The organism is Acidovorax kalamii (assembly GCF_002245625.1).
Lineage (GTDB): Bacteria > Pseudomonadota > Gammaproteobacteria > Burkholderiales > Burkholderiaceae_C > Acidovorax > Acidovorax kalamii.
In genome coordinates this window covers 214,047-239,174 of the sequence record NZ_NOIG01000009.1, presented here as the reverse complement: position 1 = coordinate 239,174, position 25,128 = coordinate 214,047, and the positions used below count along the sequence as shown (strand labels likewise).

Here is a 25,128-nt window from a genome sequence, read left to right as displayed (position 1 = left end):
TCGTTCAGGTCAGCAAGTCATACGCTGCCCGCACCCGCTGCAGGTCCCGCCCCAATTTGCGATTGGCGGGCAGATGTCGCATCCACCCCATCCGCCGCACGCTGGTCGCCAGCACCTCCCGCATCTCCAAGCTGCCCTGCGCCGCCCACGCCGCCCAGCGCTCGCGCCCCTCGGTCAGCCTGCCGCTGGTGTGCAGGTAGATCGCGGTGGAGTGCGCGTAGCACAGCGCATCGCGCACATGGCACACCGCCAGGGGCAGTACGGCGGCGGGGTCGTCTTCAAAGTCGATGCAGGCCACTTCGCCATCGGGGCAGCGCACCAGGTTGCGCGCAAAGGCCTGGCTCAGACAGGTGCCCTGGTGGTGCACCTGGGTGAGCGTGTCCAGGCCCTGCTGCCACAGCGCCAGCACGGTGGCGGTGTCGCCCGCCTGCACGGCGTGGTCGATCTCGTTGCCCAGCGAATGGGTTTCCTCACCCACGTTGCCGAGGTGGCGCATGGCAAAACCATTCGGCAACGCGGCCAGCACCACGGGCACGCGGATGCCGCGCGCGGCCAGGTCGCGCAGGCGTTGCACTTCGGTGGCAATGGCCGTGGGGCCGCCGGGGTTGGGCACGGGGCGCAGGGCGTCCAGCCGCAGCAGGGCGGCCAGCACAGCCATGGCGCGGTAGCGGCCTGTTCCGTGGGGGGCTCCCGCGCGCTTGATCCAGATCTGTTCGTTACCCAGCACATGGGCCATCACGTTGTGGGGTTGGATTGCCAGTTGCTGCTGCAAAAAGGTGGCGTAGTCCGGGGCGGTGGGGGTGGTGCTTTCCATCGTCAAATTCATACAGCAGCGTCCCCCGCCACCGCCGCTGCGGTGCCCACGGCTGCAGCATGCACCAGCTCGACATGGTGGGGGATGGAGGGTTCCAGCGCAGGCTCGCTGGCCTGAAAACTGTGGGCATTGGCCAGCGGCCAGTACAGGCGGAACACGTTGTGCTGCGCATCGAGCGGGCCCAGCAGCGCGCCGGGCAACATGCGGGTGATGAGGTTGGACAGCAGGCGCACCTCGGTGTCGGTGATGCGGCGCACGATGTGGTGGGCCGTGATGTCCTTGGGGTGGTGCAGCCCGGCGGCCTGCACCAGCTCCTGCAGCGCGTGCAGGGTGCTGCGGTGAAACTGCGCCACGCGCGTGGCCTTGTCGGGCACCACCAGGGCCTGCTGGCGCAGCGGGTCTTGTGTGGTCACGCCGGTGGGGCAGTGGCCGGTGTGGCAGCTTTGCGCCTGGATGCAGCCCAGCGCCATCATGAAGCCGCGCCCCGCGTTGCACCAGTCGGCCCCCAGCGCCATCATGCGCGCGATGTCGAAAGCGCTGACGACCTTGCCCGCGCAGCCAATGCGCACGCGGTCGCGCAGGTTCACGCCCACCAGCGTGTTGTGCACCAAGAGCAGGCCCTCTTGCAGTGGCGCACCCACGTGGTCGCTGAACTCCACGGGCGCTGCGCCCGTGCCACCTTCGGCGCCATCGACCACGATGAAGTCGGGCGTGATGCCGGTGACCAGCATGGCCTTGACGATGGCAAACCACTCCCACGGGTGGCCCAGGCAGAACTTGAAGCCCGTGGGCTTGCCGCCCGAAAGCGTGCGCAGTTTGGCGATGAACTGCATCATCTCGACCGGCGTGCGGAAGGCGCTGTGGCTGGCGGGCGAGATGCAGGCTTCGCCTTCCTTCACGCCGCGTGCGGCCGCGATCTCGGCCGTGACCTTGGCACCGGGCAGCACGCCGCCGTGGCCCGGCTTGGCGCCCTGGCTGAGCTTCAGCTCGATCATCTTGACCTGCGGGTCGGTGGCGTTGGCCGCAAAACGCTCTTCGCTGAACGAGCCATCGGGGTTGCGGCAGCCAAAGTAGCCCGAGCCGATCTCCCAGATCAGGTCGCCGCCATGCACGCGGTGGTGCTGGCTGATGCTGCCCTCGCCCGTGTCGTGTGCAAAGCCGCCCTTTTGGGCCCCCTGGTTGAGCGCCAGGATGGCGTTGGCCGACAGTGCGCCAAAGCTCATGGCCGAGATGTTGAACACGCTCGCGTGGTAGGGCTGCGTGCAAGGCGCCACGGACTGCGACGGCGCATCAGGGTTGCCGCCGATCCACACGCGAAAGTCGTGCGATGGCAGCTGCGTGGGCGCGAGCGAGTGGTTCACCCATTCATAGCCATGCGCGCCCACGTCCAGGTGCGTGCCGAAGGGGCGGTTGTCCGGGTCGCCCTTGGCGCGCTGGTAGACCAGCGAGCGCTGCGCGCGCGAGAACGGCGCGGCCTCGCTGTCGCTCTCGATGAAATACTGGCGCACCTCGGGCCGCACATATTCGAGCATGAAGCGGATGTGGCCGATGACCGGGTAGTTGCGCAGGATGGCGTGGCGCGTCTGCTGCAGGTCGTACACACCCAGCGCCACCAGCGCCGCAAACACCAGTACCACGGGCAGGCCCACGCCAAAGGCCACCAGCGCAAACAGCGACAGCAGCAGCCCGAACACGCACAGCGCAAAGGCCGTGTAGCGCACCGGGTAGAGGGAGTTGAGCTGGTGGATCATGGGGCGTCCTGGTTGGGGGCGGTGGCGCGAGCGGAGGGCGCAGGGGCTACACTGGCCGCCTTTTTGTGGGGTTGCCGGATGGCGAACGGCGCTTTTTTCTGCCCCGCCACCACCCCTGGCCGCCGTGGCCCGCGCCACGGCACAAGGCCTGCGCATCATAAAAGTAAAACATTGTTTTGCCGCCCCCGCTTTCTCCCTTGACGACCGGAGCCCTCCCATGACCGAACCCACATCGCCCACCCCCGCCACCGACGATCTCGACCCCACCACCGCCCCGGCCGCTGCGCTCGGCCCGGATGAGCTGGAGGAGATGGACAACATCCTCGACGACCTGCGTGCGCGCGGCGAGGAAATCCCGCAGTGGGAGTTCTGCGACGGCTTCATGACCGCGCTGATCTGCAGCCGCCGCCCCATCGGCCCGGCCGAATACCTGCCCATGCTGCTGGGCGACGGCGCCGAGCTGGATGTGGCCGAAGGCGACCCCCTGCCGCAGTTGCCCGCGTTTGCCGACGCTGCCCAGCAAGCCCGCTTCATGGACCTGTGGATGCGCCGCTGGAACGAGATCGTGGCCCAGCTCGACACCGACGTGAAGACGCTGGACGACGACCGCACCTTCCAGCCCGAAGCCATGGACATGCGCGGCGCCGTGGCCAGCCTGACCGACGAGCAGCGCGCCGAGATGGGTGACGACCAGGAGATCCCGTCCTTCGGCCAGGTCTGGGCGCTGGGCTTCATGTTTGCGGTGGAAAACTGGCCCGAAGACTGGGCCGCCCCGCGCGACAAGGAAGCCGCCAAGTGGCTGGACGACGCGCTGGAGCGCATCGTGGCCCTGACCGAAGACGACACCGGCAAGCCCGAAGTCTGCATGTACGACGAAGACGGCCCGCCCAGCACCAGCCAGGCGCGCGTGGAAGCCTTCGGCGAAGCCATCTGGGCCGTGTACGACCTGCGCCAGCTCTGGAAAAGCATGGGCCCGCGCGTGGAGACGGTGCGCAAGGCGCCCGAGCCCGGCCGCAATGACCCTTGCCACTGCGGCAGCGGCAAGAAGTACAAGAAGTGCCACGGGGCGTGAGCCCTTCAAGGTGGTTTGCTATAAATTAAATAGCTAAATCCGCTTGGTGGGCGCGCGGTAGGGCCTGTTTTTGTTCATATCTGGCCCTGCCGCAACAGGCCGGGCCGAGCGCCCGTATCGGCGGGCCCGGGCGCAGGCCGTCCGGCCCTTTAGCCGCCCTGCGCCAAGAACCTCTTCAGGTTCCCCGCCGCCGTGCTGCGCACCTTGCGCTTGAGCGAGGGCGACCAGCCCAGCAACACACCCGGCAGGCCCAGCGCCTGGCGGGACCAGCGCCAGAAGTTGAAGCGGTCGCGGTGCGTGGCAATCAGCCCGTCGGGCGTGAAGGTGAACGTGCCGTCGATGATGTTGTGCACCTGGCGCCCGGTGGCGCTGAAGAGGTAGTGCGCTTCCCAGTGCGCCTTTCCGCCTGTGGCGTCGGCTTCAATGCCGCTGAATTCCAGCTTCCAGTGCTCGGCGGCGCCGGGCTTCTTTGTGGCGGTGCACAGCATGCGCCACATGCCCCCCACTTCGTCCCGGCCCTTGAGCGAAAACGCCTCGTCGTCAAACGTGGCATGGGGGGCGTAGCAGGCCGCCATGGTGGCGTGGTCAAGCTGGGCGAAGGCGGTGTAGAAGCGCTGCAGGGTCTGGGCGTTCGGATGCATGGGTTTCCTCCTCGGGGCGTCCATGCTACACCGGGGTGGTGGGGAAGGGACTGCAATCGGTGCCACATCGGCATCGCACTCCACACCACCCGCTTTGGATGCGCGCGAGGTGGCGACAATGGCCGCTGTAACCATCTGCCGTAGCGCTCTTCACGCATGAATCCCCAATATGTTGTTGATGTCTATCTGGAGGAGTCCGATCAGTCCTGGCTGATCTGGCGGCGGTGCGACCAGACGATGCTCCCGTTGAGGGGCGGCATCGATATGAAAACCTTGGGCCGCCATGTGCTGGATGCTTTGAAAGTGAAGCATCCCCAGCAGCTGGGCTGGCAAGGACTGAGTGGTGATTCGGTGCCGTCTGCTTTTTGCTCCGCTGATATTGCGGTTGTCTTCAGGCGGGATGGCCACGTTGTGGTGGGCACGCCGTTTGGTCCCGACGGTCAAGCTCCGAAATTGGTGATCTTGGGGGACCAGCCCGGCCATGAGGCTTTAGGGGTGGCCGTGGCTGCGCAGGCGAGATCCCGCCGCGTTGTTTGATGGGCGGCGCTGCGCCGGTACGGCACACCCGGTCTCAGCGCGGTGCCGGTTACCCTTCGCGCATAAAGCCGCGCAGCGCATCGGCCGTCTCGCCAGGCAACTGCTCCGGGATGAAATGCCCTGCTGGCACCGCCTGCCCACTCACCACCCCCGCGCACTGCGCCTGCCACAGCGCCATTGGGTCAAACAGCCGGTGTACCACGCCGTGTTCGCCCCAGATCACCAGGGTATCGCAGGCAATCTTGTCGCCGCGCGCGCGGCTTGCGCGGTCGTGGTCCAGGTCGATGCCGGCACTGGCGCGGTAGTCCTCGCAGGCGGTGTGGATGGCCTCGGGTGTGCAGAAGCAGCGTTCGTAGTCGGCCAGCGCCGGGGGCTCGATGTGGGCCAGGCCTGCGCTGCCCCAGCCGCCCAGTTTGGCGTGCAGGTAGGCGAGCGCGTTGCCGCCGATCATGGTCTCGGGCAGCGGCGCGGGCTGGATCAGGTGGAACCAGTGGTAGTAGGCGCGCGCAAAGTCCATGTCGGTACGGGCGTACATGTCGAGCGTGGGGGCGATGTCGATCAGGCACAACCGCTTTACGCGCGGGGCGTGGTCCAGCGCCAGGCGGTGCGCCACGCGGCCACCCCGGTCGTGGCCGCAGAGGTAGAAGCTGTCGTGGCCCAGCGCGGTCATGACCTCGGCCATGTCTTGGGCCATTGCGCGCTTGCTGTAGTTGCCGTGGTCGGGCAGGCCGGGCGCGTGGGACGAGTCGCCGTAGCCGCGCAGGTCGGGCAGCACGAGAAAGTAGTCGCGCGCCAGCTGCAGCGCCGCGCGGTGCCAGAGGGCGTGGGTTTGCGGAAAGCCGTGCAGCAGGAGCAGCGGCGGTGCGCCCACGGTGCCGCCGGTCCGCACAAAAATCTCGGCGCCCGTGGTGGCGATGCGGTGGGGGGTGAAGCCTTCAAACCAGGGGGATGCAGTCGTCATGCGATGAGGAGGTGAGGGAGAGGTGGGCCGGATGGAGTGTCGCGCCGCGTTGGCGCCTCCACCGGGCTCATTCCGTTTCCAAATCATTCGTGTCTAGGCGCGAAGCCGCAGACAGTGCTGTAGCACGGCAAGGCGAAGCAACAACGACACGGATGATTTGGAGACGGAATCAGGCGAGCAGGTGGCCGAGCAGCCGCTGCAGCGCATAGCGCAGCGTGGCGGCACGGATGGCGGCGCGGTCGCCTGGGAAGTGCTGCATCTCGCTGTGGGTTTCGCCGCCCACGCACCAGGCAAACCACACGGTGCCCACGGGCTTGGCGTCGCTGCCGCCCGTGGGGCCGGCCACGCCGGTCACGGCCAGGCTGACATGGGCCTGGGAGTGGGTCAGCGCTCCGTCGGCCATGGCGCGGGCCACGGCCTCGCTCACGGCGCCTTCTTGCTCGATGAGCGCGGCGGGCACGCCCAGCATCTCGGTCTTGGCGGCGTTGGAGTAGGTGACAAAGCCGCGCTCAAACCAGTCGCTCGCGCCCGCGAGCTCGGTGCAGGCCGCCGCGATCATGCCGCCCGTGCAGCTTTCGGCGGTGGCCAGCAGGTGCCGGTGTTTGATCAGTTCCAGAGAAATCTGGGTCAAATTGGCCTCTAGCGCGGATGTATCCAGCGCTAGTAGCTCTGCATTTGATAGCGTTACGGTTGTCATCAAAACCTCCACACTGCAATGACCAGCAGGGTACAGAAGGCTGCCACAAAGTCGTCCCACAAGATACCCCAGCCGCCGCGCCAGCCAAAGCCCTTGAACAGGCTGTCGGCCCAGCCCACGGGGCCGGGCTTGGCGGCGTCAAAAAAGCGGAACAGTGCAAAGGCCACGAACTGGCCCCAAAAGCCCATGGGCATGGCCAGCCACAGCACCAGCCAGAAGGCCACCACCTCGTCCCACACGATGCTGCCCGGGTCGGCCACCGCCATGTGGCGTGCGGTGATGGTGCAGGCCCACCAGCCCACCAGAGTGCTGGCGGCAATCAGCCAGCCCAAGTGTTGCGGCGACAGCCACTGCTGCAGCACCAGGTAGGCCAGCCAGGCCCACAGCGTGCCCACCGTGCCCGGCGCTTTGCGCGACAGCCCCGCACCAAAGCCCAGGGCGATGAAATGGGCTGGGTGGCCCAGCAGGAAGGCCACGGTGGGGCGGCGGGGGGCAGATGGGGCGTCTGAAGGCGAAAGTGGAGTCATGTCAGTGGTCGGCTGCGCCGCAGTCTATGCAACTGGCGCATGCAAGGCGAGTGCACCCATGGAACTGGCTCTGCCAGGCCACGGGGTGCGTCCCTCTCCCGCGCAGCGAGAGAGGGGTGAAGGCGCGAAGCGCCTCAGGGGGTGTTTCATCTTCTTTCCAGCAGCTCGATGTCCTTGGGGTAGCGGACGGTGTGCTCTGCACTGAACTGCGCCGTGGCCCCTGCGGCCACAGGCTGCTGCCAGGCAATGGTGCCCGCAGAGCGGTTCCAGGCCAGGTCGGTGGGCTGCGGCTGGTAGCGCGACTCCACCTCGATCTTCTCGTTGCGCGACACCGGCGCTGCATGCAGCACCTGCAGCGTGATGCCGGTCTTGTGACGGTTTTCCACGCTGTAGGCGCGGCGTGTCTTGCGTTCCACGCGCGAGCCGACAAAACCGCTGCTGCCCGTCACGTCCTGCTCGGGCTCGGCCCGCACCGTTACCAGCTCATCGCGGCCAAATGACAGGCTGGTGCTGCCCGCCGGGGCGCCCGCGCTGGGCGCGCCAAAGTCGATGCGGCCATTGCCCACAAAAGCGCCGTCGCGGTACAGGCCCGCCGCGCCCGCAGGCCACACGCCGGGCGGCTGGGCAATCTGCGCGACCAGATAGGCCACGTCTTCAACGGCCGGTGCCGTGCGCGTGAGCAATGTGGCAGGCGCCGTGTGGCTGCCCAGCGCCAGCGTCACCCGCTGGCCGCTCGATGGCACGGTGATGCGCTGGGGCACGGCGAACTCGGTGGCAAACCCTTTGTCGAGGGCGCTCACGTCAAACGTGGGCATGGCTTCCTCGGCGGCATTGCGGGACCGGGACAGCGGCGCCATGGCAGGCGCTGGCGCGGGCGCCATCGCCACGGCGGCTGCCTGTGCGCCCGCGCCTTGCGGTGGTGGCGCCACGTTCAGCCACCAGGGGCGCGGCAACTGGCCCTGGGTGGCGCGGCCCGGCTGGCCGGTGGAAAGGGTCAGCTGCACGCCGCCCCAGTCCTCGCCACTGTTCTGCGCCACCAGCGCCTGGCGCTCGATCAGCACCGTGGCCTTGGTCGCGTCCAGCGTGGCGCGGTAGCTGGGTTGCCAGCCGGGGCCGCGCACCTGGTAGGACAGGCGCAACTCGGCCTCGCGCTCGGCGGCCAGGTTGATGGTGACCGACACCACCCGCGCGCGCTGGCTGGCCACGCGGTCGCGCTCGGCCACCAGGGGTTTGAGGGCCAGCTCCAGCGCCTCCTGCTTGCGCTGGAGCTGGTGCGCGCGCGCAAAGCTGTCCTGGCCCGACTTGCGCAGCACCTCGGCGGTGGCGGTGATCTGTGCAGGCGTTGGCGTGGCGGCACGGGGTGCGGTGTTGGCAGGCGCTGCCGCCTCCGGGCCCGCGCCGGCTTGGGCCACGCTGCGCAGATAGCCATCCACCAGCTGCAGGGCCGAAGCCTCGGCCTTTACCCCGGCAATCTGGTCCTCCAGCTCGCGGATGCGGCCGTCCAGCGGGCTCGCACAGCCTGCCGCCACATCGCGGTCCTCGGTGAGCACATTGAACTCGCCCACGCGCACGGCGGGGTCGGCGTTGATCTGCAGGCTTTGCACATCCAGCGACGCGGGCAGGCAGGCCAGCGTGAGGCTGCGCGCGCCCGCAGCCACCTTGGCCACGCGCTCCACCGTGGCGCTGCCGGGGTAGACGGTGACGCGGGCGATGCGGGAGCTGTCCTGGGCGTGGACAGCGGCGGGCAGAGCGGCCAGGCCCGCAAGGCTCGCCATGCCCAGCGCCTGCAGCAGGGCAAGCGGGGTGCGCAAGAGGGGGAGGAAGGGGGGGCTCACCGGGCGCATGGGGCTCCTTGGGCGCATTGGACGAAGGGACTGGGATGCTAGCAGCCGGGCGGTCTGCTGCTCGGGCTCACAACACCCCCGGCACCTCGGCCGCCAGAAAGTCATACACCGCGCGAATCCTGCGGCTGGTGCGGATCTCGCGGTGCACCGTGAGCCAGATGGGCAGCTCGGGCAGTGGCAGCTGCGGCAGCACGGCCACCACGTTGGTGTCGGTGCGGGCCATGTAGTGGCCCACAAACCCGATGCCCAGGCCTGCGCGCACCGCCTCCCAGTAGGCCATGAGGTCGTCGGTGCGAAACGCGAACTGCTCGCGCTCCACGGGATAGCCCATGGCGGCAAAGCCTTGCACGATGTCCTCGTGCCGGTCGTTGCCCACCAGCTCATGCTGCAGCAGGTCGGGCGGCTGCTGGGGCGTGCCCTTGCGGCGCAGGTAGTCGCGGTGGGCGTAGGCGCCCAGCGTCACGGCGCCAATGCGTTTGGCCACCAGGCTGGCCTGGTCGGGGCGCACCATGCGCAGGGCGATGTCGGCCTCGCGCCGCAGCAGGTTGGTGACCTGGTTGCTGGCCACCAGCTCCACCTGCACCTCGGGCAGCACCTGGCGCATGCGGGCCAGCACGGGGGGCAGCAGCACGCAGGCCACGGGCTGGCTGGCGGTGATACGCACCGTGCCGCTCACCTCCGCTTCGGCGCCCGACACGCTGCGCGCCAGCTGGTGCGCTCCGGTCTCCATGGCGCGGGCCGATTCGGCCAGCCGCAGCGCGGTGGCGGTGGGCAGCAGGCCGCGCCCCGTGCGCTCGAACAGCACCGCACCCAGTTGCGACTCCAGCTCGGCAATGTGGCGGCCGATGGTGGGCTGGCTGGCGTTGAGAACACGCGCCGCGCCCAGCAGGCTGCCCTGGTCCAGCGCGGCCAGGAAGGACTGCACCAGGCTCCAGTCAAAGGTGGTTTTCATGGCGATAGCGTGCCCGCAGCAGCAGGGGTTGAGGTATTCAAATCTGCATTGCAGATATGAATGGTTAGGCAATTGTGTAACGGTGCGCGCGTTTCCACAATCACTCCATCCCTTCCGAACGGAGTGCCCCCATGACCCCTTTCCCTTTCCCCAACCCCGCGGCGCACAGCCCCCGCACCGTGCTGATCCTGGGTGCACGGGGCCGCCTGGGCCTGGCCGCCGCGCGTGCGTTTGCCCAGGCGGGCTGGCAGGTGCTGGCGCAGGTGCGGCCCGCTTCCCATGGCGCCGCTGGCACGGGGGGCACGGCCTTGCCCGCCATCCCCGGGGTGTGGTGGATGCCGGTGGCGGTCCATGAGACCGCCGCGCTGGCCGCCCAGGCCCAGGGGGCGCAGGTGGTGGTGCACGCGCTCAACCCGCCCTACACCGACCAGGCCTGGCGCACGCAGGCGCCTGCGCTGATGGAGGCCGCCATTGCTGTCACGCGCCAGCTGGGCGCCACGCTGATGCTGCCGGGCAACGTCTACAACTTTGGCGAAGCAATGCCCGCCGTGCTGCGCGAGGACACGCCCCAGGCCGCAACTGGCACCAAGGGCCGCCTGCGCGTGCAGCTGGAGCAGCGCCTGCACGCCGCCACGCAGGACGGCAGCCTGCGCGCCGTGGTGCTGCGTGCAGGCGACTTTTTTGGCAGCGGCGCGGGCGGCCTGCTCGACCAGATCATCGCCAAGCGCCTGCCGCAGGGCCGCGTCACCCTGCCAGGCCCGGCCCACGTGGCCACGCCTTGGGCTTACCTGCCCGACCTGGCCCGCACCTTTGTGCGCGTGGCCGAGCAGCGCCAGCACCTGTCCGCATTCGACACCCTGCACTTTGCCGGCCACCAGGCCACGGGCCAGCAATGGGTGCAGGCCCTGGCGGCGGTGGCGGCCACGCAGGGCTGGCTGCCGCCTGCGGGTGCGCTGCGTGTGAGCACCACGCCCTGGCCGCTGCTGCAGCTGGTGGGGCTGCTGGTGCCCATGCTGCAGGCCGTTACTTCTATGCGCTACCTGTGGTGCACCCCGCACCGGCTGGACAACACCCGCCTCACCGCGCTGATTGGCGACGAGCCACACACCCCGTTCGACACCGCCGTGCGCCAGGCGCTGGCTGACCTGGGCTGGGCGCGCGCGGCACCTGCACAAGTGGCCGCCGCCTGAACCATCCATCCCCCTCTCATTCATTCCACGGAGCTCATCCATGAACCGACGCAACTTCATCCGCCTGGCCGGTGGTGGCACCATTGCCGCCGCCACTGTAGGCACGCTGGCCGCCTGCGGCGCGGTGGGCGCCCACTACCCCGCCGAAGCCGTGGAGGCCTGGCAAGGCCCCGTGGGCCACACCGAGGTGCGGCGCCGCGCCGTGGCCTATGCCATCACCGCGCCCAACCCGCACAACCTGCAGCCCTGGTTGGTGGACCTGCGCGAGGAGGGTGTCATCACCCTGCGCACCGACCGCGAGCGTGTGCTGCCCCAGACCGACCCGCTGGGCCGCCAGATCCTGATCGGCCATGGCGCCTTCCTGGAGCTGCTGGTGATGGCGCTCGCCCAGCAGGGCGTGGCCAGCCAGGTGCAGCTGTGGCCGCAGGGCGAGCTGCCCCCGGCGCTGAAGGACTGGGACGACCGCCCCGTGGCGCGCATCACCCTCCAACCCGGTGGCCAGCCCGACCCGCTGTTCGCCCAGGTGCTGCTGCGCCGCACACCCAAGACCGACTTTGACACCGCCCGCCCTGTGGCGCCCGAACAGCTGGCCCGCCTGCTGGCAAGCGCCCCCGCTTCCGCCCAGAGCCGGTTGCACATCGGCGGCACCGTGGCCGCTGACCAGCTGCCCGCATTGCGCACGCTGTGCTGGGAGTCCGCCCAGGTCGAGCTGCTCACGCCCCGCACCATGATGGAAAGCATCCACCTCACCCGCGTGGGCCCGGCCGAGATCCTGCAGCACCGCGATGGCATCTCCATCAACACGCCCTTTGTGCGCGCCGTGACCGCCTTGGGCATGTTCGACCGCACCCAGCCCCCGGCCGAAGGCAGCGCAGCCTACAAAAGTGCCATGGGCCGTTTTGAAGGCCACAGCCGCACGGCCATGGGTTTTGTGTGGATTACCGGCCCCAACACGCGCAGCGACCAGGTCCAGGCCGGGCGCGCCTATGTGCGCCTGCAGCTGCAGGCCACCGCGCTGGGCGTGGGCATGCACCCCATGAGCCAGGCCGTGCAGGAGTTTGCCGAGATGGCGCCGCACTACCAGCGTGTGCACCAGCTGGTGCTGGGCCAGCCCGCACCACGCACGCCACACGACGCCACGGTGCAGATGTTCTGCCGCATCGGCTACCCACAGACCGAGGCACCCGCCACGCCACGCAGGCCGCTGGCGAAGATGTTGTTGACCTGATAGGAGAGGCTGAGAGCCGTTCAAGACGGCGCGATCGAACGACTAGGGCAGCCGCTGGCGGCACAGGCTGACGAACTCCTGCGCGGCGCGCGATTGGGCTTGGCGTGGCTGGAAGGCCAGCAGTGCCCGAAAGTGGACCCCCCCGGTGGTGATGGGAATGCTGCGCAGGCCCAGGGGCGCATGTTCTGCGGCCACCAGCGAATTGGTGATGGCCAGGCCGGCGCCCGCCAGCACCAGGGCGCACTGCGTGGCGCTGTAGGGCGTTTCGATCACGAAGCGGGGTGTGATTCCGGCGTCGGAGAACGCCTGTTCCAGCCTGCGTTGCGCAGGGTCGGTGGCAGACAGGCCGATCAGCGGGGCATCGCGCAGGTCCACCAGGTCCAGCACCGCCTTGCGGGCCAGGGGGTGGGTGGCGGGCAGGGCGCACACAGCAGGCAACTCGTAGAACGTGGAGGACACCAGGCCGCTGGTGTCCGCTTCGTCGCCGAGAAAGGCCAGGTCCACCGCGCCCTGGAACAGCGCTTCGCGCAGCACCTTGGAGCTGTCCACCATCAGCAGGCACCGCGTGCGGGGATAGCGCCGCTGGAACTCGGCCAGAACCCCCGGCATGATGCTTGCGGCCATCGCGTGCAGGCTGCCGATGCGCAGCACGGTGTCCTCGTGCGACTGCAGCGCCACTATCTTGCGCTGCACGGCGCCCAGCCCTTCGTACACACGCTCGATTTCTTCCATCAGCGCATGGGCCTCGGGGGTGGGCACCAAGCGCCCTTTGGGCCGGTCGAAAAGCGTGAGTTGCGCGCGGCTTTCCAGTTGCTGCAGCAGCTGCGTGATGGCGGGTTGGCTCACGTGCAGTGCGGCCGCTGCGCGGTTGGCGGAGCCCAGTTGCATCACCGTGCGGAACACCTCGATCTGGCGGGTGCTCACTGCTTTGGCATCGTGCGCGGGCAGGCTCTTCATATAAGTTTTACTTAATTCAAATGGCTGCGGCATGGTACTGCGCCGCGCCTTGCCTGACTACGATGCAGGCATGAATTTCGATCATTCCTTCGGTGTGGAATCTTGGCGCACCCCGCCGTCCTCAGGGGGCAGAGTGGGCCAGAACGAGCGTCTCTTTGGCCTGCGCTGCATTGTCTGTGGCGCGCAGTACCCTATGCAGGACATGCCTGCCGGATGCCCCGCGTGCGCAGCACGGGGCACGCCATCGAGCGTGGAGGCGGTCTACAGTGCGCTGCCGCACAGGCTCGCTGCAAGCAGTTCTGGTTATAGATGGGGGGAATGGCTGCCGTACACCCACGGGGTGTCGCTGGGCGAGGGGAATACGCCGTGCCTGGGGCTGCCACGGCTGGCGCAGCGCCTGGGTATCCGGCAACTCAGCGCCAAGCACGAGGGCCTGAACCCCACAGGCTCGCACAAGGACCGCATGTCGGCCCAGGCCGTGACACGCGCCCTGGCGGTGGACGCCCACAAGGTGGTGCTCGCCTCCAGCGGCAACGCAGCGGTGTCTGCCGCTGCCTACAGCGCCGCAGCGGGCTTGCCTTGTGAGGTTGCCACCTACCGCGACATGCCCGCGCCTTTTGCCCGCGCGCTGGACCGGCTGGGCGCCCGCCGTGTGGCGTTTGACCACGGGCTGGACCGCTGGGCCCATGTGCGCAGACAGGTAGAGGAAGAGGGCGCGTTTGCGCTCACCAACTTCAGCGTGCCGGCCGTGGGCAGCCCGGTTTTTGGGGTGGAAGGCTACCGCGCGGTGGCGCTTGAATGTGTGGCCGAGGGCTGCGTGCCCGACCATGTGATCGTGCCCACGGCGCGCGGGGACCTGCTGTGGGGCATGTACAGCGCTTTGCGCGACCTGCTGGCCGCAGGCCTGATCGAACGCATGCCACGCCTGTGGGCTGTGGAGCCCTTTGCGCGGCTGAGCCAGGTGCTGGCCGGGGCTCCGGCCCAGGCGGATTTCGGCGGCAGCACTGCACAGATCTCGATTGCGGGCAGCACCGTCACCTTGCAACAGCAGATCGCGGTGCAGCGGTCGGGTGGCGGCGCTGTGGTGGTGGGCGATGCCGATGCGGCGCGGGGCGTGGCCGAACTGGGCGCCCAGGGCCTGTGGGTGGAGCTGTGCGCAGGCGCCTGTGTGGGTGCCGCCGCGCAGTTGTGCCAGCACGGCCACATTGCCCCGCAAGACCATGTGTTGCTGCTGCTCACCGCCAAGGGCGACCGCGACGCCTGAGCCCTGTGGCGACGCGCATTTCTCCACCAACCCTGTTCGCCTTTACCAAGGACTCCCGCCATGATCAATCTGCTTCGCCGTGCGCTGTTAGTCGCGTGCACCTGCCTTGTGGGCACCAGTGCCCTAGCTGCCTATCCCGACAAGCCGGTGCGGCTGATCGTGCCCTGGGCGCCGGGGGGCAGCACCGATGCCATCGCCCGTGCCATGGCACAGCGCATGGGCGAATCGCTGGGGCAGAGCGTGGTGGTGGACAACCGCTCCGGCGCGTCCGGGCGCATTGGCACCGAAGCGGCCGCCAAGGCCGCACCCGACGGGTACACCATCGCCTTGGTCGAACTGCCCCATGCCATTGCCCCCGCCGTCACGGCCAAGCTGCCGTATGACCTGCTCAAAGACTTCACGCCCATCTCGCTGGTCGGAACCTCGCCGTTGCTTCTGTTCGTCAACGGCAGCAAGTACAAGACGGGCGACATCAAGGGATTTTTGAAGGACGGGCGCACCAGCGCGGCCCCCATCACGCTGGCCCACAGCGGCAACGGCTCCATCAGCCACCTGTCCTCCGAGCTGCTGGCGGGCGCCAGCGGGGTCAAGATCAACCCCATCCCCTACCGCGGTTCGGCCCCTGCGCTCACGGACGTGGCGGCAGAACAGGTGGGCGGCCACTTTGCCACGCTGGCCAGCGGCAGCGCGCTTCTGGCGGCGGGCAAGATCTCGGTGCTCATGACCACGGGCCCCGCGCGCCTGCCGGCTATGCCACAGGTGCCCACTGCGCGCGAGGCCGGCCTGGCGGGCATGCAGTTCAACCAGTGGTGGGCCCTGGTCGCGCCCGCCACCACGCCCATCGACGTGATCGAGCGGCTGCGCAAGGAAGCGATCGCCGCGCTGGAGCATCCCGCCACGCGCGAGCGGCTCACCACGCTGGGCATTGACCTCAAGGGCTCCACGCGCGACGAGTTGCGTGCCTTCATGCGCGACGAGGTCCACCACTGGGGCGCGGTGGTGCGCAAGATCGGGTTGCAGCCGGAGTGATCCTCCGCCGCGCGGCCGGGCTCAGCGTGCCGGGGGAGGCTCCAGGTACTCCCGCACCAGGGCCCGCGCGCGGTGCAGGCGGCTCTTGACCGCCTCGCGCGTCACGCCCAGGCGTTCGCTCATCTCCTCAATGGTCAGCTCCTCGAAGTCGCGCAGCAGCAGCGCCTCGCGGTACAGCGGTGGCAGCGAGTCGATGGCCAGGGCCAGGTCGTGGCGCAGTTCGTGGTCGGGGCGGTGCGACCAGGCGAGGTTGTCCTCCACCTGCGCCAGCGGCTCGCCTTTGAGCCAGGCCAGCATGGGCCGCATGCACAGCCGCTGCACGATGCGCACCACCCAGCCGCCGAACGCCGCCACCTCGCGCAGCGCGCCCACGCGGCGGTAGACGATGATCATGGCCTCCTGCACCACGTCGTCCGTCGCGGTGGTGGCCGCGCAGTGGCGCAGGGCGTAGCGGCGGATGTCGGGACGGGTCAGGCGCAGCAGCTGCTCCATCGCCACGGCATCACCGCTGCGCGCGGCGGGCAGCAGCTGGGCCACAGTGAGGGGTGGGGGCGTTGCTGTCATGGGGCGCCGCTCACTCGACAGGTTTGCGGCCCACCATCGCACAGGCGGGGCAGTAGCCAAAGGCGCCGCTCAGAATGCTGCCCACGCCCGAGGCGGCCAGCGCCAGGCCCAGGGGCGAGGCGGCCAGCCACCACAGGCCGGCGGCGATAAGGGCGACCCCGCCGACAACGCGCAGCAGGCTTTCGGGGCGGGTGATGTTCTTGCGGTACAGCATGGTGAAAAGCTCCTTGGTGGGATGACGAAGGCGCCAGCACAGGGCGCCTTCCCCACCAAGAGCGACGGGTTTCGCAAAAGGATTCATGGTTCGCGAAAAAAAGTCGCTGCCCGTCACTGCTGCCCGTTAGCGGAAATGGTCGAACGAGGCGTAGCGGTGCTCCACCGCCTGCCCCCCCGCGTCCACCAGCTGCAGGCCGGGCTCGGCCAGCACCGTGCCGATGCGCGTGACGGGCGTGCCGCTGGCCTGCGACGCGGCAGCCACGGCACCGCGCCGGGCCGGGGGCGCGGTGAAGGCCAGCTCGTAGTCATCACCGCCCGCCAGGGTGCATTGGCGGATAAATTCAAGGTGAAAATGGCCGTTTTCGCCCGATAGGTAAGCCTTTTCAGCTATCAAATTGGAAGTAATGTAGGTGTCGATGTGCGCACCCACGCCCGACGCTTTGAGGATGTGCGACAAGTCGCCCAGCAGGCCATCGCTCAGGTCCATGGCGCTGCTGGCAATGCCCCGCAGGGCCTGGCCCAGGGCCACCCGGGGGGTGGGGCGCTCCAGCCGCTGGCGCGCGCGGGCCAGCACCTCGGCGGGCAGGGGGGCGTGGCCCAGCAGTGCCTCCAGCGCCAGCCGCGCGTCGCCCAGCGTGCCGCTCACATAGAGGTCGTCGCCAGGCCGCGCGCCGCTGCGTAGCAGGGCCTGGCCGGTGGGTACCTCGCCGAACACGGTGATGCAGAGGTTGAGCGGGCCCTGTGTGGTGTCGCCGCCCACCAGCTCGCAGCCGTGGGCATCGGCCAGCGCCAGCAGCCCGCGCGAGAAGCCTGCGAGCCAGGTTTCGTCCACGCGGGGCAGGGACAAAGCCAGGGTGAACGCGAGCGGGCGCGCGCCACAGGCCGCCAGGTCTGACAGGTTCACGGCCAGCGCCTTGTGGCCCAGGGCCTCGGGGTCCACATCAGCAAAAAAGTGGCGCCCCTCCACCAGCATGTCGCTGGAGACGGCCAGCTGCATGCCGGGCGCGGGCGCAAGCAGCGCGCAGTCGTCGCCCACGCCCAGGGCGGCGCGGCGCACGGGGCGGGTGAAGTAGCGGGCAATCAGGTCGAACTCACCCATGGCAGTGTTCGGCAATCAAATGGGGAAAACGGAGGGTCAAGGGCATCAGGCACGGCTTTCTTGTGGAGAAAACCACTGCGCCCAGTGGTCGATGCAGGCCTGGATCTTGGGCAGCCGGTGCCTGCGGGTGAGGGTGATGGCGTGGATGGGGCTGGGCTGCAGGTCCACGAACGGGGCCAGCACGGGCGCAAGCTGGCCCTGGCGCACGAGGGGATCGGCCACCACCGTGGCCAGGCGCGCAATGCCCAGGCCCTGCAGTGCCAGGCGCGCGGTGATGGCCGTGCTGCCTGAGCGCCAATGGCCGTCAGCCACCCGCACCTGGGGCTCGCCGTCGATCAGGAAGGGCCAGTGGTTCAGAAAGGCCACGGCGCTGTTGGTGATGAGCCGGTGCTGACGCAGTTCGTCAGGGTGCTGGGGCACCCCATGCGCCTGCAGGTAGCCGGGGGTGGCATACAAAGCGCGGGCCAGCGTGCCCAGCGGGCGTGCCACCACGGTGTCGGTCAGCGGCGGGCCGGTGCGGATGGCGATGTCGATGCCACCCTGCACCATGTCGGCCATGCGGTCGTCCACCAGCAGCTCCACGCGCAGTTGCGGGTGCTTGTGTTGCAGGCTCTCGAAGCTGGGAATCAGCAGGTGCTCGGCCACCACGGAGCTGGAGGCCACGCGCACCCAGCCGCTGGGCTGGCCGCTTTGCTGGGCGAACTCGCCTTCCAGCTCGTCAAGCGTGCCGGTGATGCGGCGGCAGTAGTCCAGAAAGGTCAGCCCTTCGGCCGTGAGCGTGAGCCCGTGCGTGCTGCGGTGGACCAGCCGCGCGCCGCAGGATTGTTCGATGCGTGCCAGCGTGCGCGAGACCTGGCTCGCGGGCACGTCGCGCTCGCGCGCCACGGCCGACAGCGAGCCCAGATCGGCCACGCGGGCGAACAGGTGCATGTCTTCAAAGCGGATATCGCGCATCGGGCAATGGTAACGGCGGGTCTTTGCAATCCGTGCAAAGCCGTCTTGCACCACCAGCCGTTTCCGCGCCGCCCTGCACTGCCTACAGTGGCTCCATCCAGAAAGGAATGCCATGGACCCCCACCTGCACCCCGACGACTACCAGCGCCTGCGCGATGCCGCCAAGCGCCACGCCCTGCAGTTGCGCCAGGAGGCGATTCGCGAAGCCCATGCCTGGGTGGCGCGGTGGCTCCTGCAAATGACCCGACGGATTTTTCTCTCCCTGCGGGCCCGGTCCGCACCCACAACCCCATTGACCCCGAAGGCCCCGACACCATGCCAACCCTCGTTCTGAAACTGGCTCCGCTGCAAAACCCCGAGCGCTACCGGCAGCTCGCCAGCGCGCTCACCGACCTCACGGTAGACCTGTTGGGCAAACGCCGCGAGGTGACGGCCGTGGTCATCGACGACCTGCCCAGTGCGCGCTGGCACATCGGTGGCGCACCGGTCGAGCAGCCCACGGCCCTGCTGGAGATCAGCATCACCCACGGCACGAACACACAAGAAGAGAAGGCCGCTTTCATCCAGGCCGCGTTTGCCGAGCTGCAGCGCCAGCTGGCCGGTGACGGCACGCTGGCTGCGGCCAGCTACGTGGTGGTGCGGGAGCTGCCCGCCAGCGACTGGGGCTACGGCGGGCGCACGCAGCAGGCACGCAAGCTGGCGCTGGCGGCTTGACGCTCATACCGGTACGCGTTCAAAAATATCAATCCACTTACGCTGAGCTTGTCGAAGCGCCGCGCGAGGCTTCTTCAGGCTCAGTCCGAACGGTTCTGATGGGCCGAACGCGAATCCGTATCAGTTATCCATGATGCTGCGCGCCACCCGCAGCTGGTGAAACCGGCGCGGCCCGAGCCAGCGCCCCCGTGCAAGGGCCGTCCCGCCGCACCGGGGGCGTCCCCCTCCCGCCTTGCGCAGCAAGGCGAGAGAGGGGGAAGGCGCGGAGCGACTCAGGGGGTGTTTCACTTCAGGCGGGCGCGCCGCGAAAGCGCTGCGCTGCCTGGCGGCTCACCTCGGCCAGCAACTGCTCTTCGCTCTGGCGCTGGCGCAGCCAGCGTGCGTCGTTCTGGCTGGCTTCGACTTCGGTGCGCAGCATGTGCATGGCGCTGGATGCCCCTTGCATGGCGGCGTGGCTGGCGATCTTGTCCATTGTCTTGAGGATGTGTTCGCGCAGCGGCATATGGTCGCCCGTGGCCGGGTCCACGTACACCGCGTCCATGCCAAAGCGGCAGGCCTGGAAACGGTTGTAGGTGTAGACGAGGTAGTCGTCCTCTTCCGGCATGAAGGGCTGGTCCGCCAGGAACCAGGCGCCCAGCGACTGCACATAGCCTGCGAGGGCGGCGGCGCGTTCGATGGTGAGCGGTGTGTCGAACACGCGGATCTCGATGGTGCCGAACTCGGGCTTGGGGCGGATGTCCCAGTAGAAGTCCTTCATGCTCTTGACCACCCCGGTGCGCGTCATCTTGTCGAAGTAGGCCTCGAAATCCGTCCAGGTGAGTGCCATGGGCGCGCGGCCCGAGAGCGGGAACGCAAACACCGAGTTCAGCCGTGCCGAATCAAACGCCGTGTCCTGCCCCTGCACGTAGGGGCTGGAGGCAGACAGCGCGATGAAATGCGGGATGTAGCGCGACATGCGGTGCAGCATCAAGAGCGCGGCATCCGCGTCGGGGCAGCCGATGTGCACATGCTGGCCGAAGATGGTGAACTGCTTGGAGAGGTAGCCGTACAGCTCCGACAGCTCGCGAAAACGCGGCTTGTCGTAGATGCGGCGCTCGTGCCATTGCTGGAAGGGGTGTGTGCCACCACCGACCACGGCGATGTTGAGCTTGTCCGCGCTTTTCACCAGCGCATCGCGGATGGGCGTGAGCTGGCCCAGCACCTCGCTGGCCGAGTGGCAGATGCCGGTGGAGATTTCGATCATGCTGTTCGTCATCTCGGGCACCACGCTGCCAGGCAGCGGGGTCTTCTTCATGAGGCGCAGCATGTCCTCGGCGTAGGGCGCGAGGTCGTAGTCGTTGGTGTTGACGAGCTGCAGCTCCAGCTCCACGCCCAGCGTCAGCGGTTCGGAATGGTTGAAGGCTTCAAGACTCACGGTGGTTGTCTCCATGGTTGGCTCGGGTCAGCGGCGCCCAGGGTTTGGAGCTTTCGCCCGCACGGTAGATGGCCACGGTGGCGATGACCGCGCCAAACACCTCCATCAGCAAAATCGCAGGCAGCGCCACCCCGGCAATCACATGGCCGGTGGAGGGCGAGGCCAGAACGAACTGCGAGGCGATCAACAGCGCGATGGACGACATGGGCGTCATCGCACAGCCCACCCACAGTGCCTGCTTCCAGCTCGCGCCGCTGCCCACGTTGCCCAGCGCCACACCGGTCGCCTTGGCCACCAGGCGCACGGCGATCAGGGCCAGCACCACACCGGCCACGGGGGCGCTCCAGTCGGCCTGCGCGGCCACGGTGGAGACCAGCACAAACATCAGCATGGTGAGCAGCGAGGACGCATTGCCCAGCTGGCGCGGCCAGGCCCAGGGGCGCGGGTTGAGCTGCTTGAGCAACATGCCCGCCAGCAGCGCTGCCAGGGGTGCGGAGCCACCCATGTGCGCGGCCACGGCCGTGCCTGCCGCCACCAGGGCCAGGAACAGCATGGAGGTGTTTTCGCTCGTGGGGCTCATGAAGCGCAGCGCCATGCGCAGCACCAGCGACAGTACAGCGGCCACCACGATGGACACGCCCAGCACCACCACCACGGGCGAGACGGTTTCGAGCACGGTGAGGCTCTGGCGGTTGATGAGTTCGGCCTTGGCGCTGCCCAGCGTGAGCGCGTACAGCGTGGACAAGGTGGTGAGCACGATGGCGCGTTCCGTCACCGGGCCCGCAGCGCGGGTGTCAGCCACCACACGGGTGAGCACAGCGGGCGATGCGGCCAGCGCCACCAGCGCCAGCGGCCCGGCCACCTGGGTGGGCAGTTGCAGCCATACCAGCACCCAGTACACGGCAAAGTAGGTCAGCACCGATTCGGCAATGCTCTGCACCAGCACCATGGGGTTGTGGCGGAACCAGCGCAGCGGTATGCGCCCACCACATTCAAACAGCACGATGGCCACGCCCAGCTCCAGCAGGAACAGGCCGATGCCCTGCAGCGGCCACACGGCGCCGCTGAAGCCGGCCAGGCCCGCTGCCGTGCCCACCAGCGAGTACCCGACCACCTTGGGCAGGCCAGTGTGGCGCTGCGTCAGGTAGCCGGCCATGGCGGCAACGGCCAGCAGCAGCGACCATTGCACTGTGGGCAGCCCGGCCGAGGGGCGCAGCCACTGCGCCCAAAAGCTCAGGATTTCATTCATGTCATGGGACCTCTGCGTCAGACGGGCAACGGGTGCCCGGTGGTGTGAAGGGCAGGCACACAGGCCCTCCGCCAATGGGAGGGGGTGCGCTGGGGATAGGCCCCCGAATTTACAGGCCGAAACACATCGCCCGTGTAGGACAGGGGCGGTGGTTGCTGCGGTCGGACTGCCGCTATGCAGCGACGGTGGGTGTGCTGCGCTCGGGTTTGAAGAAGCTCAGTGGCGCTGTGCGCAGGCGCGCGCGGATGGCCGCGTAGATGCGCGAGCGGTCCACGCCGCTCACATTCTGGGCGCGCAGCGCCAGACGGAAGGCCAGGTAGAAGCTCACCGACACATTCAAGGCGCCGAGGAACGGCAGCGAGGCCACGGCCCACCAGAAGGCGGGCATGTGCAGCACCTGCAGGCCCAGCGTGGCGCTGGCAGCCGCCACCTGGCCCGTGGACAGCGTGACGTGGCGCACGTCCAGCCCCAGGCCGAAGAATGCGGCAAAGACGGGCACCAGGCCCAGCATGAACCCGAGCGAGATATTGGCCGCAAACCCCGAGAGGTTTTCGCGCAGGAAGCGGGCCCAGCGTGTGGCGCGCTCGGCCCCCAGCAGCCGCGTGATGCGTGGGTTGTAGTGCATGGCCGAGTCCAGGCGGTGCAACACGAACCAGTTTTCCGTCCAGCCCGCGATGATGCTCGACGCAAACAGCAACACCCCGGTGAAGGCCGCAAAGAACAGCGAAGGCCCGAGCAGGTGCAAGGACTCGAACACATGCTCGGCCTGCTTCTCGCTGATGGCCGGGGCGCCGGTGGTCAGCGCAATCGCCGTGGCCAATGCCAGCACAGCCGGGAACACCACCAGCACATTGCCCAGCACGGCGGCCACTTGCGAGCGCACCAGGTGCGTGATCTCGTCCACAAAGGACTCCACGGCATCGCCCGTCCCCAGCTCCTTGAGCTTGGCCGCCATGGCAGGCGCGGTCATGGCGGGCTGCTTGGTGGCCACCGTGAAGTGCAGCAGCTGGATCAGCACAAAACTCACGGCGTAGTTGATGCCCGCCATGAACCCGCCCCAGAACGCCGACAGCGCCAGGGCATAGAGACCGAACTTGGCCATGGTGGTGAAGGCCATCAGGGCACCGCCGCCCGCCGCCTTTCTGAGCATGGAGCGGTACTCGGCGCCAGTGCGGGTGATGTAGTGTTCGCCGGTTTCGGCACTGCGCTCGGCCACCTTGGCCGCCAGCAACGAAGAGTTGGCGGCAAACAGCGCGCGCAGGCTGCGCCGCTCCTGTCCCACCATCACCAGGTGCGCCATGAGGCGCGCGGCGGTGACCGCCGGTTTGGGCGACAGCAGGCAGTCCAGCAGCTCACGCACACGCAGGATGCGCTCGCGCAGCTGCCGCAGGCGGAACACCAGCCCCACCGAGATGCCGTTCTGTTCAAAGTGGGCGTACACGGTGGCCGCCGCCGCGCGGCAGGCCTCCAGCCGCTCGCGCAGGCGCTGGGCGCATTCGTTGAGGCGGTCGGGCGTGCGCAGCGCGTGCAGCACTTCCACGCGCAGGCTTTCCACATCGCGGATGAGGGCGTGGAACGGCTGGCCCTCGCGCGCGGACTCGCTCATGCGCAGCCGCAGCTCGGGGGCAAAACCGGTCGAAAGGATCTGGCCCGCGCAGTAGGTGATGGCATCGAGCAAGGCCCGGTGCCAGAGCGTTGCGCCGCCCGTGGTGTCTTCGGCATCGGCGGGCGCCAGCAGCCCGACCAGGCGGTTGAGCTGGGTTTCGTCCAGCGCAGCGAGCCACTGGGCATCAAAGGCGCTGGGCAGCGCCAGCATGAACAGCTCGGACGCATCGATGGTCTCGGGGCTGCCCGGCAGCAGCTTGGTGCGCAGCCGCTCGGCCACCTCGCTGACCAGGGCCGTGCGGGGGGCAAAGCCAAAGTCGGCCAACAAGGTGGTGATGTCCACCTGGTCCACCAGCGTGGACCACCAGGCCTGCAGCCGCTGCTGGGTGTCGGGGCGGGCAGCCACGGTGTCCAGGAAAAGCTGCACCCGCTCCAGCGATGCGGGCACGGAGTCGCGCTTTCCGCGCACCCAATCCAGCAGGTTGATGAGCCACAGGTGGCGGTGCGCCAGGTCGGCAGCAGGGTCCAGCGCTGCGAGCAGGCTGGCCAGGTCTTTGGGGGCTGCGCCTATTTTCATCGCCGGGCCGCCCCAAGATGAAAAGCGGCCCCCTCGGGGGGCAGCGACCACACGAAGTGGGGAGCGTGGGGGCAATAGTTCTTCAATGCAGCACCCGTCCGCTCAAGGGGTTGCCTGAGGGGCCGTGGCCCAGCGCTTCCAGCACAAACAGGGGCACCGGGGTGTTGAAGGGCGCTCCATCTTCAGCCACGCAGTGGAAGGTGCCATGCATGGTGCCGCTGGCGGTGCGCAGCCGGCAGCCGCTGGTGTACTGGAACGACTCGCCCGGCTTGAGCAGGGGCTGTTGCCCCACCACCCCCAGGCCCTTGACCTCTTCGGTGTGCCCCCGGGCGTCGCTGATGATCCAGTGCCGGGAGATCAGCTGCGCAGGCTCTTCCCCGGAATTGGTGATGGTGATGGTGTAGGCGAAGCTGAACACCCCGGAGTCCGGCGCGGACTGCTCGGGCAGGTATTCGGGCAGCACTTCCACGTCAAACTGGTGCTTTGGCATGGGGCGAATGGTAACGCTGCAAGCCCATTTTCAGGGGGTATGCAGCCGCCAAAACCCCCACGCTTTCTGCGCTTTGCGACAATCGGGGGATGAGCCGCACCTTCCAAATCGCCCCCTCGATCCTCTCTGCCGACTTTGCCCGCCTGGGCGAAGAAGTGCGCAACGTCATTGCCGCTGGCGCCGACTGGATCCACTTTGACGTGATGGACAACCATTACGTGCCCAATCTCACCTTCGGCCCCATGGTGTGCCAGGCCCTCAAGCCGCATGCCAAAACGCCAGCAGGCGTGGCCGTGCCGATCGACGTGCACCTGATGATCCAGCCGGTGGACGCCCTGGCCGCCGCATTTGCCGACGCGGGTGCGGACTACATCAGCTTCCACCCCGACGCCTCGGGCCATGTGCACCGCAGCATCCAGGCCATCCGCTCCAAGGGTGTCAAGCCCGGCCTGGTGTTCAACCCGGCTGCGCCGCTGGATGTGCTGGACTGGGTGATCGACGACATCGACCTCATCCTCATCATGAGCGTGAACCCTGGCTTTGGCGGCCAGAGCTTCATCGACTCGGCCCTGCGCAAGATCGAGGCCGTGCGCAAGCGCATTGATGCCTCGGGCAAGGACATCCGCCTGGAGGTGGATGGCGGCATCAAGGCCGACAACATCCGCCGCGTGGCCGACGCGGGCGCCGACACCTTTGTGGCGGGCAGCGCGATCTTTGGCAAGCCCGACTACAAGGGCGTGATCGACGCCATGCGCGTACAGCTGGCGGCTTGAGGGCCGCTG

Annotated in this window: 26 protein-coding genes; 9 read left to right on the top strand and 17 right to left on the bottom strand. The window is 68.4% G+C overall.

The window, feature by feature from the left end; all coding sequences use genetic code 11:
- Positions 1–4 precede the first annotated feature (4 nt).
- Both CBY09_RS15150 and CBY09_RS15145 read right to left on the bottom strand, forming a co-directional pair.
- Positions 5–814 (bottom strand): hypothetical protein, encoded by an 810-nt coding sequence (locus tag CBY09_RS15150; RefSeq protein ID WP_094290410.1) that lies wholly within the window; start codon positions 812–814, stop codon positions 5–7.
- 8 nt (positions 815–822) lie between these two features.
- Positions 823–2,565 carry an FMN-binding glutamate synthase family protein gene (locus CBY09_RS15145; protein ID WP_094290409.1) on the bottom strand — a complete coding sequence of 581 codons (1,743 nt, stop codon included), beginning with the start codon at positions 2,563–2,565 and terminating at the stop codon, positions 823–825.
- A 217-nt stretch (positions 2,566–2,782) separates the two neighbouring features.
- On the opposite strand from CBY09_RS15145, the gene CBY09_RS15140 reads away from it, so the two are divergent.
- Positions 2,783–3,637, top strand: a complete 855-nt coding sequence (locus CBY09_RS15140) for a YecA/YgfB family protein (protein WP_094290408.1) — start codon at positions 2,783–2,785, stop codon at positions 3,635–3,637.
- Positions 3,638–3,786: 149 nt separating this feature from the next.
- Here the strand turns inward: CBY09_RS15140 and CBY09_RS15135 are convergent, their stop codons facing one another.
- Positions 3,787–4,278 carry a nuclear transport factor 2 family protein gene (locus CBY09_RS15135; RefSeq protein WP_094290407.1) on the bottom strand — a complete coding sequence of 164 codons (492 nt, stop codon included), beginning with the start codon at positions 4,276–4,278 and terminating at the stop codon, positions 3,787–3,789.
- Positions 4,279–4,434: 156 nt separating this feature from the next.
- Here CBY09_RS15135 and CBY09_RS15130 point away from each other — a divergent pair, with 156 nt between their 5' ends.
- Positions 4,435–4,815, top strand: a complete 381-nt coding sequence (locus CBY09_RS15130) for a hypothetical protein (protein WP_094290406.1) — start codon at positions 4,435–4,437, stop codon at positions 4,813–4,815.
- A gap of 49 nt (positions 4,816–4,864) precedes the next feature.
- Here CBY09_RS15130 and CBY09_RS15125 read toward each other — a convergent pair whose 3' ends face one another.
- The 5 genes from CBY09_RS15125 to CBY09_RS15105 all read right to left on the bottom strand — a co-directional run bounded on the left by CBY09_RS15125 (position 4,865) and on the right by CBY09_RS15105 (position 9,796).
- Positions 4,865–5,776 carry an alpha/beta fold hydrolase gene (locus tag CBY09_RS15125; RefSeq protein ID WP_094290405.1) on the bottom strand — a complete coding sequence of 304 codons (912 nt, stop codon included), beginning with the start codon at positions 5,774–5,776 and terminating at the stop codon, positions 4,865–4,867.
- Positions 5,777–5,945: 169 nt separating this feature from the next.
- The gene (locus CBY09_RS15120; protein ID WP_094290404.1) at positions 5,946–6,473 is read right to left on the bottom strand and encodes a CinA family protein; all 528 of its coding nucleotides are present in this window, start codon (positions 6,471–6,473) and stop codon (positions 5,946–5,948) included.
- Positions 6,473–7,000 (bottom strand): phosphatidylglycerophosphatase A family protein, encoded by a 528-nt coding sequence (locus CBY09_RS15115; protein ID WP_094290403.1) that lies wholly within the window; start codon positions 6,998–7,000, stop codon positions 6,473–6,475. Before CBY09_RS15115 ends, CBY09_RS15120 begins: the two co-directional genes overlap by 1 nt.
- Positions 7,001–7,146: 146 nt before the next feature.
- A complete protein-coding gene (locus tag CBY09_RS15110; protein WP_094290402.1) occupies positions 7,147–8,844 on the bottom strand; it encodes a DUF4139 domain-containing protein in 1,698 nt (565 codons plus the stop codon).
- Positions 8,845–8,911: 67 nt separating this feature from the next.
- Positions 8,912–9,796 (bottom strand): LysR family transcriptional regulator, encoded by an 885-nt coding sequence (locus tag CBY09_RS15105; protein ID WP_094290401.1) that lies wholly within the window; start codon positions 9,794–9,796, stop codon positions 8,912–8,914.
- A gap of 131 nt (positions 9,797–9,927) precedes the next feature.
- Between CBY09_RS15105 and CBY09_RS15100 the strand changes: the two genes are divergently transcribed.
- Entirely contained in the window at positions 9,928–10,986 is a 1,059-nt protein-coding gene (locus CBY09_RS15100) for an NAD-dependent epimerase/dehydratase family protein (RefSeq protein WP_094290400.1), read from the top strand.
- Positions 10,987–11,026: 40 nt separating this feature from the next.
- A complete protein-coding gene (locus CBY09_RS15095) occupies positions 11,027–12,214 on the top strand; it encodes an Acg family FMN-binding oxidoreductase (RefSeq protein WP_094290399.1) in 1,188 nt (395 codons plus the stop codon).
- A gap of 42 nt (positions 12,215–12,256) precedes the next feature.
- Here CBY09_RS15095 and CBY09_RS15090 read toward each other — a convergent pair whose 3' ends face one another.
- Positions 12,257–13,171, bottom strand: coding sequence for a LysR family transcriptional regulator (locus CBY09_RS15090; protein ID WP_094290398.1), 915 nt, complete (start codon positions 13,169–13,171; stop codon positions 12,257–12,259).
- A 340-nt stretch (positions 13,172–13,511) separates the two neighbouring features.
- Between CBY09_RS15090 and CBY09_RS15085 the strand changes: the two genes are divergently transcribed.
- Together CBY09_RS15085 and CBY09_RS15080 are read left to right on the top strand one after the other, a co-directional pair.
- A complete protein-coding gene (locus tag CBY09_RS15085; protein WP_240515741.1) occupies positions 13,512–14,435 on the top strand; it encodes a pyridoxal-phosphate dependent enzyme in 924 nt (307 codons plus the stop codon).
- Positions 14,436–14,495: 60 nt separating this feature from the next.
- Positions 14,496–15,464: a Bug family tripartite tricarboxylate transporter substrate binding protein gene (locus tag CBY09_RS15080; RefSeq protein ID WP_094290397.1), complete on the top strand. Its 969-nt coding sequence runs from the start codon at positions 14,496–14,498 to the stop codon at positions 15,462–15,464.
- Positions 15,465–15,485: 21 nt separating this feature from the next.
- Here CBY09_RS15080 and CBY09_RS15075 read toward each other — a convergent pair whose 3' ends face one another.
- From CBY09_RS15075 to CBY09_RS15060, 4 genes are all read right to left on the bottom strand, one after another.
- Entirely contained in the window at positions 15,486–16,028 is a 543-nt protein-coding gene (locus tag CBY09_RS15075) for an RNA polymerase sigma factor (RefSeq protein ID WP_094290396.1), read from the bottom strand.
- Positions 16,029–16,038: 10 nt separating this feature from the next.
- Positions 16,039–16,242, bottom strand: a complete 204-nt coding sequence (locus tag CBY09_RS15070; RefSeq protein WP_010466405.1) for a YgaP family membrane protein — start codon at positions 16,240–16,242, stop codon at positions 16,039–16,041.
- 126 nt (positions 16,243–16,368) lie between these two features.
- Positions 16,369–17,343, bottom strand: a complete 975-nt coding sequence (thiL, locus tag CBY09_RS15065; protein ID WP_094290395.1) for a thiamine-phosphate kinase — start codon at positions 17,341–17,343, stop codon at positions 16,369–16,371.
- Positions 17,344–17,388: 45 nt separating this feature from the next.
- On the bottom strand, positions 17,389–18,297 hold the full coding sequence (locus CBY09_RS15060; RefSeq protein ID WP_094290394.1) for a LysR family transcriptional regulator: 909 nt from the start codon (positions 18,295–18,297) through the stop codon (positions 17,389–17,391).
- A gap of 112 nt (positions 18,298–18,409) precedes the next feature.
- Here CBY09_RS15060 and CBY09_RS23895 point away from each other — a divergent pair, with 112 nt between their 5' ends.
- Positions 18,410–18,631 carry a hypothetical protein gene (locus tag CBY09_RS23895; RefSeq protein WP_165773922.1) on the top strand — a complete coding sequence of 74 codons (222 nt, stop codon included), beginning with the start codon at positions 18,410–18,412 and terminating at the stop codon, positions 18,629–18,631.
- Positions 18,613–19,011, top strand: coding sequence for a tautomerase family protein (locus CBY09_RS23890; protein ID WP_165773921.1), 399 nt, complete (start codon positions 18,613–18,615; stop codon positions 19,009–19,011). Before CBY09_RS23895 ends, CBY09_RS23890 begins: the two co-directional genes overlap by 19 nt.
- 289 nt (positions 19,012–19,300) lie before the next feature.
- Here the strand turns inward: CBY09_RS23890 and CBY09_RS15050 are convergent, their stop codons facing one another.
- From CBY09_RS15050 to apaG, 4 genes are all read right to left on the bottom strand, one after another.
- Entirely contained in the window at positions 19,301–20,425 is a 1,125-nt protein-coding gene (locus CBY09_RS15050) for a YbdK family carboxylate-amine ligase (protein WP_094290392.1), read from the bottom strand.
- Complete coding sequence (locus CBY09_RS15045; RefSeq protein WP_094290391.1) at positions 20,415–21,674, bottom strand: cation:proton antiporter; 1,260 nt, start codon at positions 21,672–21,674, stop codon at positions 20,415–20,417. The genes CBY09_RS15050 and CBY09_RS15045 overlap by 11 nt, the downstream gene beginning before the upstream one ends.
- A 172-nt stretch (positions 21,675–21,846) precedes the next feature.
- The gene (locus CBY09_RS15040; protein ID WP_094290390.1) at positions 21,847–23,856 is read right to left on the bottom strand and encodes a site-specific recombinase; all 2,010 of its coding nucleotides are present in this window, start codon (positions 23,854–23,856) and stop codon (positions 21,847–21,849) included.
- A gap of 82 nt (positions 23,857–23,938) precedes the next feature.
- A complete protein-coding gene (gene apaG, locus CBY09_RS15035; protein ID WP_094290389.1) occupies positions 23,939–24,346 on the bottom strand; it encodes a Co2+/Mg2+ efflux protein ApaG in 408 nt (135 codons plus the stop codon).
- 89 nt (positions 24,347–24,435) lie between these two features.
- On the opposite strand from apaG, the gene rpe reads away from it, so the two are divergent.
- Positions 24,436–25,119, top strand: coding sequence for a ribulose-phosphate 3-epimerase (gene rpe, locus CBY09_RS15030; protein WP_094290388.1), 684 nt, complete (start codon positions 24,436–24,438; stop codon positions 25,117–25,119).
- Positions 25,120–25,128: the final 9 nt, after the last annotated feature.

Excerpts from the sequence above, each read along its gene's own strand:
- CBY09_RS15125 (WP_094290405.1), bottom strand. The coding sequence starts at position 5,776 with ATGACGACTGCATCCCCCTGGTTTGAAGGCTTCACCCCCCACCGCATC.
- CBY09_RS15075 (WP_094290396.1), bottom strand. The coding sequence starts at position 16,028 with ATGACAGCAACGCCCCCACCCCTCACTGTGGCCCAGCTGCTGCCCGCC.
- thiL (WP_094290395.1), bottom strand. The coding sequence starts at position 17,343 with ATGGGTGAGTTCGACCTGATTGCCCGCTACTTCACCCGCCCCGTGCGC.
- CBY09_RS15040 (WP_094290390.1), bottom strand. The coding sequence starts at position 23,856 with ATGAAAATAGGCGCAGCCCCCAAAGACCTGGCCAGCCTGCTCGCAGCG.
- CBY09_RS15060 (WP_094290394.1), bottom strand. The coding sequence starts at position 18,297 with ATGCGCGATATCCGCTTTGAAGACATGCACCTGTTCGCCCGCGTGGCC.
- CBY09_RS15145 (WP_094290409.1), bottom strand. The coding sequence starts at position 2,565 with ATGATCCACCAGCTCAACTCCCTCTACCCGGTGCGCTACACGGCCTTT.
- CBY09_RS15140 (WP_094290408.1), top strand. The coding sequence starts at position 2,783 with ATGACCGAACCCACATCGCCCACCCCCGCCACCGACGATCTCGACCCC.
- CBY09_RS15100 (WP_094290400.1), top strand. The coding sequence starts at position 9,928 with ATGACCCCTTTCCCTTTCCCCAACCCCGCGGCGCACAGCCCCCGCACC.
- CBY09_RS15110 (WP_094290402.1), bottom strand. The coding sequence starts at position 8,844 with ATGCGCCCGGTGAGCCCCCCCTTCCTCCCCCTCTTGCGCACCCCGCTT.
- apaG (WP_094290389.1), bottom strand. The coding sequence starts at position 24,346 with ATGCCAAAGCACCAGTTTGACGTGGAAGTGCTGCCCGAATACCTGCCC.
- CBY09_RS15090 (WP_094290398.1), bottom strand. The coding sequence starts at position 13,171 with ATGAAGAGCCTGCCCGCGCACGATGCCAAAGCAGTGAGCACCCGCCAG.
- CBY09_RS15095 (WP_094290399.1), top strand. The coding sequence starts at position 11,027 with ATGAACCGACGCAACTTCATCCGCCTGGCCGGTGGTGGCACCATTGCC.
- CBY09_RS15080 (WP_094290397.1), top strand. The coding sequence starts at position 14,496 with ATGATCAATCTGCTTCGCCGTGCGCTGTTAGTCGCGTGCACCTGCCTT.
- CBY09_RS15130 (WP_094290406.1), top strand. The coding sequence starts at position 4,435 with ATGAATCCCCAATATGTTGTTGATGTCTATCTGGAGGAGTCCGATCAG.
- CBY09_RS15070 (WP_010466405.1), bottom strand. The coding sequence starts at position 16,242 with ATGCTGTACCGCAAGAACATCACCCGCCCCGAAAGCCTGCTGCGCGTT.
- CBY09_RS23895 (WP_165773922.1), top strand. The coding sequence starts at position 18,410 with ATGGACCCCCACCTGCACCCCGACGACTACCAGCGCCTGCGCGATGCC.
- CBY09_RS15045 (WP_094290391.1), bottom strand. The coding sequence starts at position 21,674 with ATGAATGAAATCCTGAGCTTTTGGGCGCAGTGGCTGCGCCCCTCGGCC.
- CBY09_RS15120 (WP_094290404.1), bottom strand. The coding sequence starts at position 6,473 with ATGACAACCGTAACGCTATCAAATGCAGAGCTACTAGCGCTGGATACA.
- CBY09_RS15115 (WP_094290403.1), bottom strand. The coding sequence starts at position 7,000 with ATGACTCCACTTTCGCCTTCAGACGCCCCATCTGCCCCCCGCCGCCCC.
- CBY09_RS15105 (WP_094290401.1), bottom strand. The coding sequence starts at position 9,796 with ATGAAAACCACCTTTGACTGGAGCCTGGTGCAGTCCTTCCTGGCCGCG.
- rpe (WP_094290388.1), top strand. The coding sequence starts at position 24,436 with ATGAGCCGCACCTTCCAAATCGCCCCCTCGATCCTCTCTGCCGACTTT.
- CBY09_RS15135 (WP_094290407.1), bottom strand. The coding sequence starts at position 4,278 with ATGCATCCGAACGCCCAGACCCTGCAGCGCTTCTACACCGCCTTCGCC.
- CBY09_RS15150 (WP_094290410.1), bottom strand. The coding sequence starts at position 814 with ATGGAAAGCACCACCCCCACCGCCCCGGACTACGCCACCTTTTTGCAG.
- CBY09_RS23890 (WP_165773921.1), top strand. The coding sequence starts at position 18,613 with ATGCCAACCCTCGTTCTGAAACTGGCTCCGCTGCAAAACCCCGAGCGC.